This window comes from Sporomusa sp., assembly GCF_035561255.1.
Taxonomy (GTDB): Bacteria; Bacillota; Negativicutes; order Sporomusales; family Sporomusaceae; genus Sporomusa.
In genome coordinates this window covers 22294-34236 of the sequence record NZ_DATMXX010000231.1, presented here as the reverse complement: position 1 = coordinate 34236, position 11943 = coordinate 22294, and the positions used below count along the sequence as shown (strand labels likewise).

Sequence of the window (11943 nt, the reverse complement as noted above, 5' to 3'; positions counted from 1 at the left end):
CTACTGATCCTGATAATCTGAAAGTTCCATCCAGTTTTGCAAGCCGAATATTTAATTACGAAGAGTTGCTATCAAAAATGGGGGAAACAGATACGCCTCAGGTAAAAGCAGGTAATCACTCCTTTGAGTATCCTGGTAAATAATGTACTTTGACAAAAAGAATTAATTACCTGCACTTGTTTTTGTATTAGTAAATGGATCGCTAAGTTTGTGCGGGCGGGATAAAGGATGAAAACAATGACTGAACAAAAAAGTACCCACCTGGATATACAAGAAAATCTGCCGCTATTCTGTGCTGTAGGATTTTCTGATACAGCAAAGATTCATATTCATGCAACTTTACAGTTTGCTCTTGCTGAATCTCAAGCTCGTATTAAAAATTTGTTATAAGGAGGTAAAGATTTTGTCTGAAGAGTTAACACAAGCTACCGAGCAACTGGCCTTAAACTATATCAAGCTACTTAATGAAATTATCAAGCGTCATAGCAATATTGCTATGACTGACGCAGCTGCCCTTAATGCGATAAATGACGGTATGAGAGTAGCCATGAGTCATATTAAAAAATCAGTTGGCACCAAGGAATAATTCAATTGGTTACCGACTAAATAAAATGCAAGTAAGCAAGCCGTCACCGCATATATTTCATCAGGGGGTGATCAAGTGCCCGCGAAAAAGCCGCGCAAGCCAAGAGAGCCTGCAAAGACCATAATTTTAGGATTCGACCTTGATAAATCTGGCGTGATAGTTCCCATGAGTTCATTTCCTGATGCTGAGGCAGACCGACTTGCGCAAATAGTTGTCGATGTTTTTGAGGAGCGAAAAAACTCAGAGCCGGACGATTCCGGCTGCAAAGAAATTGGACAAGCGGGGTGATTAACCTGGCAAAGAAAAAGTACTGTGCCACCTGTGGGGCAAAGATCGCCAAAGGGAAAAGCGTCCCAATGTATGATGAACCCACTCAAGCAGTAGTTGATGTTTGTGATAAGAAAATCTGTAAGCGGCGTTACCTAAAAGTATAGAAAGGAGCGTAAGGGGCATGAGTACTGAGCATAAAGCCTACAAGTGGTCAGGGGTAATCAAGTCGGATTTAAAAGTCGAAGTTGGTCCTGAATTCGGCGGGCCTGGTGAGTTAACTAATCTTTCAATTCAAAAGCAAAATACTTATCGCGATGACATTGACGGAGTTCGTTACGCTATTTATTGCGACAATGGCTTTGAAGTAAGGATTGTCCATAAAGGAAAACTGTTAATGATTTTGCAAGGCGAAGAGGTCCGCAAATATTGGTGCAGTACAGTGGATGAGGCCGTTGAGCGTTGTAAAGATTTATTATCGGAGAATATCCCAGCCTATTACATCTACAAACGAGCTGAAAATTATTATTTGTTCTATATGTCCGAATTGAAATTGAGTGACCACCGACTAGTCAGAACCGTCAGTTGGCAATCGGACAATAAAGAGGTATCAAATGAAATCAGCGACTGATCGTCAGCAGGTTCATAGCATCCGGTGGCGTGGTGAACTTGAAACAGAGGAATGCAAGTGGAGCCCAACTCAGCAATTATTACTTATAATCTTGTTCATTCTGGCTATTGCACTATAAGGGAAGGGGGTGAATCTATGTCAGTAATCAGTAATACTGCTGCATCTATGGTGGAATTATTACAGCAAGTATTAAAGCCGGGTGAAGTTTTGATGGTCTTAAGTGTAGCTAAGTCGATGGTAGAAAAAAAGCCTACCGGGGGTAGCGGCAGGCGAGGGTGGAAAGGGTAATTCCCGTTTACAGTTTTCAGTGTACATCATTCTGATGAAAGGAGACAGAGGGGTAAAATTCGCAATTTGAAAGGAGTCCTATAATTGGAGCTTATTGAAGTAGTGCGCCAGGAGATGGGAGTCTGGGGAATTACCGCGAAAGAGCTGGCCCGGCGAATATGCGTAGCGCCCAACACTGTAAGCACCTGGTTCAACCGAGGTTGTATCCCTGAATCCATGGAAGGTCGCGTCACCGGAGCCATTGACAGTCCTAGACTAAGCGAAGAACGCTGCAGCCGGTGCGAGGGCAACACTTTTCCAACCCGTTACCTGGACAATGTCGATGAACATCCTATGGTGGCTATCAACAAAGCTGGGGAAGAGATAGACGAATGGCTGCCACTAGCCAAGCAGGTACATATGATCATTACCAACAAGCGCAGGGGCACAAAATTCTCTGCTGAGGAAGAAGCCGTCCTGATCCACTTCGAAAACGAGACGGCAGACATCATCACATCTATGAAAACCGTATTGATCCGATTCCAGGAGTGCTATAACAGACCAGTCCGTGAAACTATGGAGCGTCATGTAAATAAGCTTGAAGAGTCCGGTTACTGCTCTGAAATAAAAGAAAAATCGCCTGTGTTGGCGCATAGACGATAAACAAAATCAATTTGCAATTCAATTATACTGCCAAGGAAAATCTGGGTTTAATATAAATTACGCCACTTTTCCGAGAAGGCTTTGACATTCAGGTTAGTTACGCAAGAAGGAAGCCTCCGGCCTGATCGGTCGACACACGGTGTAGAGGGGAGGTGAGAAGATATGGAACCAAAAGGAAGCGACCAGAACGGGCAAGGTTCGGGCCGGCAAGAAAGTTTTGTTGTTAAGGCTGCTGAGAGCCCTGGTACAGCGACTCTGCTGCTCTACTCAACCGATGAATCTGCTAAGGCTGAACATCAATCTCGTATTCAAAGTTTATTACTTCCCACAGATGCTGCTGGAACCAGTGACGGGACGATACTCAAACCTTTTCTTATCAAAGGCGGTCGGTTTATTGTTGAAGCAGATATAAGTAATTTAGAAACCGTTATGTTTTCGATCCGAGGAGTAATCAATTCTAAAAATATTCCCGAAGTGTTTCAAGCGGCAGAAGATTTTCTGAAAAAAACTATTAGCGACAATGGACATTCAGGCAACTAAAATCACGACTTGTGTTTTGTACGGTTATCTGTCGTGATGTTTCTTGACTTTTGAGAATGTCACCTGGCAATACGTCTGCATCTAACTTAACTTGTAACAAGGTTTTATTGGCGAAGATGCCATCTACTTTATGAGACATTACGCCATTTCTTATTACCGCAAAAGTTTCTGCAAACTCATCTGTATTCAAAAACACGGTTTCAAAGTCTTTTCGCATTTGATCTTTAAGGCTCAATTGTATCACCTCCCTTCAATCGCCATAATTCGGCAGGAAGGAATAAATTTCCTGTAAAAGAGGCGAATCAGATGAAGGAAGTATTCCGAGTTTACAAGCTCGAAGAATCCGACTTCTGCTCAGGAATAAAAAAAATCGCCTGTGTTGGCGCATAGACGATAAATAAAATCAATTTGCAATTTAATTATACTGTCCAGGAAAATCTGGGTTCAATATTGTTTACGCCACTTTTTGATAAGGCTTAGACATTCTGGTTATTAATTGGAAAAGTTGCGTAGAAAGAGGTGGTCTGAGATCCTTGTCCTAATTGGCTAGAACACAGCATTGAGGGGGGCGAGAGTATGCAAAAAACCAAAGAAATCCATATTAGGGCAATTGATTTAGAAAAAATGATTGTAGTTTACTTATCAATTGCTGAAGCTGTAGCGGGTAATAAAAAATTCCGAGTAGTGCTGGAACACGACCCGGAAAAAGAAAGAAATGTCATTGAGGTTTTTAAAGAGGGGTAATGGTGCATCCTGGTGGGAACGCAACAACCTTTTTTATATCTTCGTGGGAATCCCAAAACACTTCAAAGCAGCCTATATTTTTAACATCCACAGAAGTTATAAAGGATAAGCGATCTATTTTAGTAAATACAAGCTTCCCTCTCTGTGAGAGATAGACTTTGAGCGTTAATGTAATAGCGTTTTAAAGACATATGATTTACCACCCCCTTCAAACGCCATAATTCGTCAGTTAGGAATAAATTTCCTGTAAAAGTGGTAAAGGATGCACCATGTATATAAGCTCGAAGTATTCGGCTACAGCTTCGGATTAAAGAAAAATCGCCTGTGTTGGCGCACAGACGATAAACAAAATCAATTTGCACCTCAATTATACCACGCCCGGATAGTTGAGGCAACTGGAGGGCATGAAAATTGAAAAAGCTATTTGTGTTTGCGTTAATTGCGGTATTTGCCGCGTCTGTTATGGCTAGTGATGCTGATGCGCGGGGTAAGCGGGGGAAACGTAGAAGCTATGCAGCGCCTTTTTCAGCAGTATCTTCGGTAGCAGATCAACAGGTACAGGCTATTCAAAACAAGTTATTATCGCTAGGTTATGATTGCAGTAAAGTGGACGGGCTGTTCGGGCCTGCCACTGTGGAAGCGGTAAGGAAGTTTCAAGCAGATAAAGGTCTGGAAGTTGACGGGCTTATTGGCCCGCAAACTATGCAGGCCTTAGGTCTATAGGGAGGGCGGGACATGCCAACACCAGATATTCCGTCAAGACTAAGAGCCGGTTATCAATATGCTGCCAAACAACCGCAATTTTGCCGTTATAGTACCGCAACCCTACAGTATGCAGAAAAAGCCTATAGCAAGATCGCCTCTTTGCAACAAGACTTGTATTACCTGGGGATGTCCTACTATGTACGTGACTTGTTGATTGAAAGAATGGAAGCAGCCTAGTTTTTTTAAAACCTAATTTAGTGCAGACTATCCCAATATATGATATGCGAGTCAATTTAATTATATACATGAAAGGAGAAAAATTTATGTCGGAAGTAAATCTGAGCCTATCGACCCTGGGCGGTGGTGCGTTGGAAGAACAATTTCAACAACTTATTCCAGCGCTGCTGTCTCAGCTTAAACACGGGCAGAAAGCCTCTGTGGCAGTCAATATCGACTTTAAACGAGTTGATAACACCGACACCATGATTACCACATCCTATCGATTAACACCCAAATTCCCGAGCATTAGTAGGGCCAGTATCTGCCAGGTAACCGGTGACAACCGATTAAAAACTGATGCACCGATTGAAAAGCCCAAGTTAGTAAATTTATTTAGTGGAACAGAGGGAGGAAACAAAAATGAGTAATCAACAACAGATCCACGTGACCCCGGTAGGTGATACATTAATCGTTCGACAGGGAGAAGCAGCCGAGATATACCAGTACAGTGGTTTCAAGTATACTGCCAACTCTACTGATAGCCTCATTGCTTTAGTAAAGAGCAAAGGTATTCAAGAAAACTGCGTCATTGCCTATGATGAAAAAGGCTTCAAGGTAATTTTGAATGACAGGGTGATTGATCGTGAGCAGGACCGTATTACCTATAACTTTAAGCATTCATTGCAGTACAAAGAATGGGAACGAATTTTAACGAATGCAGTAACCTTTGATCAGAAAAACTTTATTGATTTCCTTCGTCGCCGTGAAGAGGGGGAGATAATTGAGCCTGATAGACTTATGGCTGCCGTACAGAATTTTAAATACGTGACTAATATTGCCGGGGACTTCACCTATGATGACAACAACAACTACACCTTTGCGATCAAAGTGGGTGAAGCCGAAACCACTGTACGATTACCGCAGATGATCTTTGCAAATATGGAATTTTTTAACGAATCAGGCTTTGTACAATGCATCGAAATTGAGATTGAAGTGTACAAGCCAAAAGGTGACGGAGAAAAACCGGCATTTAAACTGACTTGCCCTAAATACTCACGGTATATGGAAAATGCAGTTGCTTTTGAAATTGAGAAGGTTAAAACAGAACTTAAAGACTACCTGATAGTAGCCGGTAATATCTAAGTGGATTTAGGGGGCGCTGGCCTTGGCGCTGGCGCTCCATTCTTATATAGGGGGCGGCCTTATGAGTCAAGCAGGTATATCTATCAATGACATACATGCAGAACTTCGTTGTATTATTCTCCGGCTGCGGGGCGGGAACTGCGGAATCTCTGAAACTGATAAAGATCGTATCGAAAAAATCATCTGGCAGGCTATTGGCGATATCGGTGGCGACTTCATTAGCCGGGAACGGTTTGAACAGCTGTATCTTTCCGGTGTTAAGGGCAAAGCGTCAGTAGCCAAGTATAAGCAGAAGAAGCGGGCGGGGTGAGCTAATGGAGCCAGAACAAGAGAAAATCATCCTGAAAATACGCAAATTATTGAAACTATCCTCAAGTAATTTCAATGGTGAGTCTGAAGCAGCTTTATTAAAGGTCCAACAGCTACTTATAGAACATGACTTAAGTATGGCTGACCTAGGCAGTCCGGACACTCAACAAAAGGTGTCTGAGGAAATATTAGAGTATACGTCAGCACCTTGGTGGTACAAAGATCTAATCAGTATAATCGCCGATAACTTTCGATGTGAATCGTTAATACGAAGTAGGGCGTATAGTCGTTGGCGGGGATTCATTCTTATTGGTCGCGAGATCGATGTCCAGATATCTAAAGAATTATTCCGGCATGCGGTAGTCATGATTAAGCATAATGGCAAGCCTTTTAAGGCGTATGGTACAGCCCATGAGAATGCGTATATTAAAGGTTTTTTAGAAGGGTTAAAGGTCAAGTTTCAAGAGCAGGTTGAGAAGCATCAATGGGGATTAATTCTTGTAAAAGATAAGGAAGTTATTGAGGCTAAAGACAGTCATAACCCTAGAGAAGCTAGGAAACCGACTGCGATTACGGTTGCTAGTAATCAGGAGGCCTTTAGTCGAGGTTATATTGATGGTAGAACATTAGACCATCAGCATAAACAGATTAATGGAGCAGACGCATGACAGCCCCAAATGTGGCAAGTACGACAACTAGTATAACTGCGATTGAGGCGTTATTATGAACTATTACCCAGGAGCAACAACCAGAGCCTTTTGCCTAGTATGTAGGGCAAAAGGCTTTATAGTAGGATATCAATCGCCAATGATCAGCATGCGATGCCCTCAGTGCGGATCAGAGTGGAGAACACTGTCGGCAATTTGTGCAAAGTGCAAAACTCCAAGCGGTAGACCTTACTATGAACCATGTGAAAAATGCTCAGATTTAAAGACTGTTGCAAAGTACTCAGTCAAGGATCATAAAACAGATCGACAGCAAGAATTGATTGCAGTGGGATAGTGGGGTGACATAATTGATAATCAGAGTTGAAAAACGTGAAAATCCATATGCTCAAATTGACAAGGCCTGCTTAAACGACACCTGCTTATCCTGGAAAGCCAAAGGATTGTTATCATATTTGCTAAGTAAACCAGATAACTGGCAACCAATGCCGAATGAATTGGCGAAAGCCTCTACTGACGGAATTGATTCAGTCAAAAAAGGGTTAAATGAGCTTGAAGAAGCTAGCTATTTAGTCAGAAGAAAAGTCCGTGACCAGAATACAGGCAAAATTATTGCATGGGAGCGGGTTGTATTTGAAGTTCCACAAGTAGATTTACCACTAGAGGAAAAGCCACTAATGGAAAACCCACTAGTGGCTGAGCCATTAGTGGTAAATCCAACACTAATAATAAATAAGTTAAATAATAAAGAGTTAAAAGAGAATGAATTAAATAATAATGTCGCATCCGCGACACATTGCGATATCTCGGCTGAGAAACCCGTTAAGGGCGGAGCGCAGGGCGATGAAGGGAAACCTGGTAGTCTTGGCAACGATGGAGCAGTATATTCAGCGGAATTCGAAGATTTTTGGCGACATTATCCCAAACGGCGGGAGAAGCGTAAAGCCTGGCGATGCTGGAAACTATGCTTAAAAGCCAAGGTTGCTCCTACCGATCTTATCCTTGCTGCTGAAAAATATGCCATTCAATGCAAAGGGAAAAGCCAAGAATTTATAAAGCTGCCTGCCACATTCCTGGGACCGGACAAGCCTTATGAGGATTATCTGAAACCCGAGGATGAAGCTCCGGTACCAGATTCTGTTTTATATTGCGAAAAATGCGGCGGGAAAGGTGTTATCAGTATGGTTACTGATGCTGGCAATGGTCCGCAAGCAATTTCATATCCGTGTGATTGCACCAAGAAAGCACCTGACTGGGCAAAGAAGTTTATTTAATCAGGAGGAAAAACTGTGAAGCCAGTATACATAGCACACCCATTACGGGGTAATATCGATAAGAATATCAAGAGTATCACAGAAATATGCAAACAAATCCATGAACAAGGCGAGATAGTACCGCTTAGCCCGATCCACGCCTTTGGATTTGTAAGCCCAATTGGTGACCAGACATTGGTCATGAAATATTGCCTCATGTTGCTATCAAAGGCTGAGGAGCTTTGGGTATACGGAGACTGGCAACAATCCGAAGGCTGCTGCATCGAAGTTGGATATGCAAGGAGTACCGGTATACCAATCAGATTTATGGCGGGGTGGTAGCGTGAACAAAGTAATCCTTGTTGGACGCCTGGCGCAAGATCCAGAGGTGCGCTATACCCAAAGCGGTAAGGCAGTAGCATCTTTTTCCCTGGCTGTTAACCGATTCGGTGGGCAAGGGCAGAACACTGCCGATTTTATCCCGATTGTAGCCTGGGAGAAGCTTGCTGAGACGTGCGGTAATAACCTGACTAAAGGGCAACGGTGTCTGGTAGAAGGCCGGCTGCAGATTCGCACTTACGAAGGTAACGATGGTATTAAGCGCAGAATTGCCGAGATCGTGGCTCAGACAATCGAATTTCTCGAACGTAAGCCTCAGTCAAATGATCCAGTCACCGAAGCAGAGTTAAACTCATTCGGGCGGGACGTATTTCCGGATGGTGAGATTCCATTCTGAAAGGATAAAGTTGAAGGTGATACGCCGAGTCAAACTGGCAAGAATCGCCGGCAACGGGCTGCGGCAAAAGCACGGCAGCGTAGTAAGAAACAAAAGAAAGGGGATAACCATGGCAACAAAAACAAGGGTGTCAGCCCGTAGATCAGAGGGTGTTAAGTGCCTTGAAATGGGGAGCGGTGCCGGGGTAGTTGTTGATCCGGCCACACTCGAAAGGCTAGAGAAAAGCAATCACGGTAGTTGTAAGAGTATTAAGCCAGGAAGTGAAGAGTTTGAGCGTATGGTTAGCGTAATACCTAATGCAGACCGACTACATGAGGTCAGATGCCCGCTGAAAGCCAAAAAACACCTAAAGGAGGTAATTTAAATGTGTATTATGCTAGGTATCAGTTGTATCTATAAAGCGGCGGGCGGGGAGTGTGCTGGTAAACCCCAGCCGGTACAAATACCTTGCCTTGGAGTTGTTTGTGATAGCGTGAAGCAACCCTCAAAATAATGCTGGTATCTTACAGATTAAGATCTATAAAGCGGCTAACTTCGATAGCTAATCTCGGGCGGGATAACAAGGAGGAGAAATGCTTGAAGGATTTAAATTGCCAATGCTTAACCTGTGCTAATAGTGATAAGCATGAGGTAACCAGAAGTTGTGTTAAAGGTGTACAATTTTGTTCTTATGCAGCTTGTGCTAGTTGTAAATGGAAATTCACCGGCTGCCGGAGCTATGATAAGCAGACTGACTGCCAAATGTACCTGGCAAAGAATAAAACCTCACGGCGAACATGCCAGGATTGCGGATACTCAGAAAATGATAAGTGTCGGATTGGTAAAAAAGCGGGGTAATTAGAAAGGGCGACAATTTTAGTCGCCCTGTTTCCGTGTTTATTGAGGGGAGGGGTAAGGGGCATGAATTGTATAAGAGAAGCTGAGAACTATTTAAGATACTATCGTGAATTGCATCAAAGTATAGAACATGCTAACCGCATGGTTAGTAAACTAAAATGGCAAGGTGCTCCTAATGGTGTATCAGCGGTGAATATTGACGTTACTGGCATTCATGCATCTAAGCCGGTGAATACTCTTAATCAAATATACCAGTTACAAAAATGGCTAGAGATGAAAGATCGGACTCAAGTGGAGATTGATAAAATCGAAGAAGAATTAAATGGTATTTGCCAAGCTCAAGGTTGTGAAATGTACCGTGATGTGTTATTTATGTGGTATGTTGAAGGAAAGGACAAAGACGAGATTGCTGTAGCTATTGGATATAGTGAGACTTCCAGGAGCTCTATTTATGACATGCGAAATAAGGCTATAAGGAAATTTGCGGTGGCCCTCTTTGGAATTGAAGCTTTAAAGGCAATATAGGAAACAAAATGGAAACACTTTTTTGACTTTAGCCGTGTTAATATGATATTAGGTTATCGAGTTGCTCCAGAAAGGGCGGCTTTTGGTATACAAAAAAAACAGCTGTTAAGGCTGTTTTTTTATAGGCTTTTTCTTAGCATGCAAACCGAGATGGTCTTTTAATGCAGATTGCAGTATTTTAGAGAAATTTACATTCTGCTTTTCTGCTATATCATTGAGATAGCGAGGAATAGTCAGCGTTTTCTTGACAGCGCGATTATCAAGTTCAGCCCGAATAGGCAGCATCCAGACTTCGACTAAACCGATTACTTCGCCTTCTTCTAATTCAATGCAATCAATAGAGGACGGTGCTGGAATATCATCACCATCGCGTTCCATGCCCCAAAGATGAAGCCCTAGTGCTTCTTTAGCCATTTCATGAGCATGCTGGAGGTTATCACCTATCGATATACACCCGGGAAGGTCTGGAAAGGAAACGCCGTATTTAGTTTGTATTGATTTCTCAAAGATTGCAGGGTAAATATAAGTATCTCGCACCACATAAACCTCCTTTTGCAAGCAGTGCTACTAAATAAGCCCTGCTTGTTTTAGTATTGATTTTTCTGTTCTAGGCGTTAGGTCATCGTTTTTACCATGAATGGGCACCGTGACTTTGCCTTTCTTAACAGGGTGCTTAAATTGCCGATGTGAGCCTTCCTGTTCCACTTCATACCATCCATCTTGTTTTAAGAGTTTAAGTATATCTCTAACTTTCATCGGCATTATACGAATCCCCTCCTGATAGTTTAACTATATCATACGTGTTAAATACGTGTCAAAGATAAATGTGAAATCAATATGTATATTGGAGTTGATAAAAATGCCAACAGTAAACTGTAACCGAATGGACTGCAGGTTTCTTGGTATCAGAGAACCAATTTGCATAGCCAAACGAACAAATACTGATCAGGCTGGTCGGTGTACTACATATGAGCAGTACCACGAATCATTTTCTCGCTTGATGACTACACCGGGGGCGGGGTGTCACAGAGAGAACCGGCGCTATAAGTCTAACCATAGCAGGACATATAAATGATACCGAAAAATAAAAGGATTAAAGATCCTAAACTACTCCGTGAACTTAAAGAAGAACTGGGCTGCTGCGAATTTTGCGGTAGCCCTTTTAATTTGGAATCAGCCCATATTATTGCCAAGGGTATGGGCGGGGCAAAAGGGCCAGATATCAGAGAGAATGTCGTTGTACTGTGTGGTCCTGCTCGATTTGGGGCGGGGTGTCATGGCGCTGAACATCGTGGACATATCTCTAAAGACGAACTGCGGGTCATAGTCGCCAGGCGCGAGAATATAACACCGGATGAATGTTATAAAAGAGTAAGGAGGGCCATGGGATACGATGTCAACTAAACTTACAGTACCTGATAATCCTACACCGGCACAATTACAGCATTTACTGTCTGTTTGCAGTAATGAAATTGCCAAATTAGCGGATTTAGTTGCAACATACAAGCAGGATGCAGCAATAAAAACTACGACTTATAAAAGAGCAATGGCCCGAGCCATTGTCAAAAATCAAGGCAAGGGCAATGTTTCGTTGGTTAAATCTTTGGCGGAGCTTGATGAGGAAGTAATTAAGGCAACTGATGAGGTTGATATGACGGAAGCTGTATATGCTCTTGCTAAAGCAGAGCTTGATGGGTATGATGCTTTGTTTGTAGCATTGAGAAAGATTGCCGAAATAAGGAAGACGGAAATGAATAGAATACATGGGTAAAATCACATATGTGAGAGGGCGGTCCTTTGTCACCTTGCAGGAAAGGGCTTCCATTTGACGAAGTATGTATAAAAAAGGTAAG

Annotated in this window: 25 protein-coding genes; 22 read left to right on the top strand and 3 right to left on the bottom strand. The window is 42.6% G+C overall.

Going from position 1 to position 11943, the window contains the following annotated elements; genetic code table 11:
- The first annotated feature begins 228 nt into the window (after nt 1–228).
- The 8 genes from VN379_RS12990 to VN379_RS12955 all read left to right on the top strand — a co-directional run bounded on the left by VN379_RS12990 (nt 229) and on the right by VN379_RS12955 (nt 2954).
- Nucleotides 229–390 (top strand): hypothetical protein, encoded by a 162-nt coding sequence (locus VN379_RS12990; RefSeq protein ID WP_325534471.1) that lies wholly within the window; start codon nt 229–231, stop codon nt 388–390.
- A 13-nt stretch (nt 391–403) separates the two neighbouring features.
- Nucleotides 404–586, top strand: a complete 183-nt coding sequence (locus VN379_RS12985; protein ID WP_325534469.1) for a hypothetical protein — start codon at nt 404–406, stop codon at nt 584–586.
- 75 nt (nt 587–661) lie between these two features.
- Nucleotides 662–874: a hypothetical protein gene (locus VN379_RS12980; RefSeq protein WP_325534467.1), complete on the top strand. Its 213-nt coding sequence runs from the start codon at nt 662–664 to the stop codon at nt 872–874.
- A gap of 163 nt (nt 875–1037) precedes the next feature.
- Nucleotides 1038–1484 (top strand): hypothetical protein, encoded by a 447-nt coding sequence (locus VN379_RS12975; RefSeq protein ID WP_325534465.1) that lies wholly within the window; start codon nt 1038–1040, stop codon nt 1482–1484.
- Entirely contained in the window at nt 1468–1602 is a 135-nt protein-coding gene (locus tag VN379_RS12970; protein ID WP_325534463.1) for a hypothetical protein, read from the top strand. Before VN379_RS12975 ends, VN379_RS12970 begins: the two co-directional genes overlap by 17 nt.
- A 17-nt stretch (nt 1603–1619) precedes the next feature.
- Nucleotides 1620–1772 (top strand): hypothetical protein, encoded by a 153-nt coding sequence (locus VN379_RS12965; RefSeq protein WP_325534461.1) that lies wholly within the window; start codon nt 1620–1622, stop codon nt 1770–1772.
- Between the two features lie 84 nt (nt 1773–1856).
- The gene (locus VN379_RS12960; RefSeq protein WP_325534459.1) at nt 1857–2414 is read left to right on the top strand and encodes a hypothetical protein; all 558 of its coding nucleotides are present in this window, start codon (nt 1857–1859) and stop codon (nt 2412–2414) included.
- Between the two features lie 162 nt (nt 2415–2576).
- A complete protein-coding gene (locus VN379_RS12955; RefSeq protein WP_325534457.1) occupies nt 2577–2954 on the top strand; it encodes a hypothetical protein in 378 nt (125 codons plus the stop codon).
- On the opposite strand, the gene VN379_RS12950 is transcribed toward VN379_RS12955, so the two are convergent.
- Nucleotides 2926–3189, bottom strand: coding sequence for a hypothetical protein (locus VN379_RS12950; RefSeq protein ID WP_325534455.1), 264 nt, complete (start codon nt 3187–3189; stop codon nt 2926–2928). The two genes, VN379_RS12955 and VN379_RS12950, sit on opposite strands and share 29 nt — an antisense overlap.
- 341 nt (nt 3190–3530) lie before the next feature.
- Here VN379_RS12950 and VN379_RS12945 point away from each other — a divergent pair, with 341 nt between their 5' ends.
- From VN379_RS12945 to VN379_RS12890, 12 genes are all read left to right on the top strand, one after another.
- A complete protein-coding gene (locus tag VN379_RS12945) occupies nt 3531–3698 on the top strand; it encodes a hypothetical protein (protein ID WP_325534453.1) in 168 nt (55 codons plus the stop codon).
- Nucleotides 3699–4109: 411 nt separating this feature from the next.
- Nucleotides 4110–4421, top strand: coding sequence for a peptidoglycan-binding domain-containing protein (locus VN379_RS12940; RefSeq protein ID WP_414714994.1), 312 nt, complete (start codon nt 4110–4112; stop codon nt 4419–4421).
- Nucleotides 4422–4433: 12 nt separating this feature from the next.
- A complete protein-coding gene (locus VN379_RS12935) occupies nt 4434–4640 on the top strand; it encodes a hypothetical protein (protein ID WP_325534451.1) in 207 nt (68 codons plus the stop codon).
- Between the two features lie 86 nt (nt 4641–4726).
- The gene (locus tag VN379_RS12930) at nt 4727–5050 is read left to right on the top strand and encodes a hypothetical protein (protein ID WP_325534449.1); all 324 of its coding nucleotides are present in this window, start codon (nt 4727–4729) and stop codon (nt 5048–5050) included.
- Complete coding sequence (locus tag VN379_RS12925; protein WP_325534447.1) at nt 5043–5765, top strand: hypothetical protein; 723 nt, start codon at nt 5043–5045, stop codon at nt 5763–5765. Before VN379_RS12930 ends, VN379_RS12925 begins: the two co-directional genes overlap by 8 nt.
- A 61-nt stretch (nt 5766–5826) precedes the next feature.
- Nucleotides 5827–6075, top strand: coding sequence for a hypothetical protein (locus VN379_RS12920; protein ID WP_325534445.1), 249 nt, complete (start codon nt 5827–5829; stop codon nt 6073–6075).
- A gap of 4 nt (nt 6076–6079) precedes the next feature.
- A complete protein-coding gene (locus VN379_RS12915) occupies nt 6080–6742 on the top strand; it encodes a DUF2786 domain-containing protein (protein WP_325534443.1) in 663 nt (220 codons plus the stop codon).
- Nucleotides 6743–7089: 347 nt separating this feature from the next.
- Nucleotides 7090–8013, top strand: a complete 924-nt coding sequence (locus tag VN379_RS12910) for a hypothetical protein (RefSeq protein ID WP_325534441.1) — start codon at nt 7090–7092, stop codon at nt 8011–8013.
- Between the two features lie 15 nt (nt 8014–8028).
- Nucleotides 8029–8334, top strand: a complete 306-nt coding sequence (locus tag VN379_RS12905) for a DUF4406 domain-containing protein (protein ID WP_325534439.1) — start codon at nt 8029–8031, stop codon at nt 8332–8334.
- Nucleotide 8335: 1 nt separating this feature from the next.
- Nucleotides 8336–8728 carry a single-stranded DNA-binding protein gene (locus VN379_RS12900; protein WP_325534437.1) on the top strand — a complete coding sequence of 131 codons (393 nt, stop codon included), beginning with the start codon at nt 8336–8338 and terminating at the stop codon, nt 8726–8728.
- A gap of 16 nt (nt 8729–8744) precedes the next feature.
- Nucleotides 8745–9092 carry a hypothetical protein gene (locus VN379_RS12895; RefSeq protein WP_325534435.1) on the top strand — a complete coding sequence of 116 codons (348 nt, stop codon included), beginning with the start codon at nt 8745–8747 and terminating at the stop codon, nt 9090–9092.
- 536 nt (nt 9093–9628) lie between these two features.
- Nucleotides 9629–10090, top strand: coding sequence for a hypothetical protein (locus VN379_RS12890; RefSeq protein ID WP_325534433.1), 462 nt, complete (start codon nt 9629–9631; stop codon nt 10088–10090).
- A gap of 105 nt (nt 10091–10195) precedes the next feature.
- Here VN379_RS12890 and VN379_RS12885 read toward each other — a convergent pair whose 3' ends face one another.
- Both VN379_RS12885 and VN379_RS12880 read right to left on the bottom strand, forming a co-directional pair.
- Complete coding sequence (locus VN379_RS12885) at nt 10196–10627, bottom strand: type II toxin-antitoxin system HicB family antitoxin (protein ID WP_325534431.1); 432 nt, start codon at nt 10625–10627, stop codon at nt 10196–10198.
- A gap of 30 nt (nt 10628–10657) precedes the next feature.
- Nucleotides 10658–10852 (bottom strand): type II toxin-antitoxin system HicA family toxin, encoded by a 195-nt coding sequence (locus VN379_RS12880; RefSeq protein ID WP_325534429.1) that lies wholly within the window; start codon nt 10850–10852, stop codon nt 10658–10660.
- A gap of 309 nt (nt 10853–11161) precedes the next feature.
- On the opposite strand from VN379_RS12880, the gene VN379_RS12875 reads away from it, so the two are divergent.
- Complete coding sequence (locus VN379_RS12875) at nt 11162–11494, top strand: hypothetical protein (RefSeq protein ID WP_325534427.1); 333 nt, start codon at nt 11162–11164, stop codon at nt 11492–11494.
- Nucleotides 11484–11861 (top strand): hypothetical protein, encoded by a 378-nt coding sequence (locus VN379_RS12870; protein ID WP_325534425.1) that lies wholly within the window; start codon nt 11484–11486, stop codon nt 11859–11861. The genes VN379_RS12875 and VN379_RS12870 overlap by 11 nt, the downstream gene beginning before the upstream one ends.
- Nucleotides 11862–11943 lie beyond the last annotated feature (82 nt).

What these genes read in the sequence shown, in the direction of transcription:
- VN379_RS12930 (WP_325534449.1), top strand. Translation starts at nt 4,727, where the DNA reads ATGTCGGAAGTAAATCTGAGCCTATCGACCCTGGGCGGTGGTGCGTTG.
- VN379_RS12880 (WP_325534429.1), bottom strand. Translation starts at nt 10,852, where the DNA reads ATGCCGATGAAAGTTAGAGATATACTTAAACTCTTAAAACAAGATGGA.
- VN379_RS12870 (WP_325534425.1), top strand. Translation starts at nt 11,484, where the DNA reads ATGTCAACTAAACTTACAGTACCTGATAATCCTACACCGGCACAATTA.
- VN379_RS12970 (WP_325534463.1), top strand. Translation starts at nt 1,468, where the DNA reads ATGAAATCAGCGACTGATCGTCAGCAGGTTCATAGCATCCGGTGGCGT.
- VN379_RS12955 (WP_325534457.1), top strand. Translation starts at nt 2,577, where the DNA reads ATGGAACCAAAAGGAAGCGACCAGAACGGGCAAGGTTCGGGCCGGCAA.
- VN379_RS12965 (WP_325534461.1), top strand. Translation starts at nt 1,620, where the DNA reads ATGTCAGTAATCAGTAATACTGCTGCATCTATGGTGGAATTATTACAG.
- VN379_RS12915 (WP_325534443.1), top strand. Translation starts at nt 6,080, where the DNA reads ATGGAGCCAGAACAAGAGAAAATCATCCTGAAAATACGCAAATTATTG.
- VN379_RS12875 (WP_325534427.1), top strand. Translation starts at nt 11,162, where the DNA reads ATGATACCGAAAAATAAAAGGATTAAAGATCCTAAACTACTCCGTGAA.
- VN379_RS12945 (WP_325534453.1), top strand. Translation starts at nt 3,531, where the DNA reads ATGCAAAAAACCAAAGAAATCCATATTAGGGCAATTGATTTAGAAAAA.
- VN379_RS12890 (WP_325534433.1), top strand. Translation starts at nt 9,629, where the DNA reads ATGAATTGTATAAGAGAAGCTGAGAACTATTTAAGATACTATCGTGAA.
- VN379_RS12935 (WP_325534451.1), top strand. Translation starts at nt 4,434, where the DNA reads ATGCCAACACCAGATATTCCGTCAAGACTAAGAGCCGGTTATCAATAT.
- VN379_RS12920 (WP_325534445.1), top strand. Translation starts at nt 5,827, where the DNA reads ATGAGTCAAGCAGGTATATCTATCAATGACATACATGCAGAACTTCGT.
- VN379_RS12990 (WP_325534471.1), top strand. Translation starts at nt 229, where the DNA reads ATGAAAACAATGACTGAACAAAAAAGTACCCACCTGGATATACAAGAA.
- VN379_RS12925 (WP_325534447.1), top strand. Translation starts at nt 5,043, where the DNA reads ATGAGTAATCAACAACAGATCCACGTGACCCCGGTAGGTGATACATTA.
- VN379_RS12975 (WP_325534465.1), top strand. Translation starts at nt 1,038, where the DNA reads ATGAGTACTGAGCATAAAGCCTACAAGTGGTCAGGGGTAATCAAGTCG.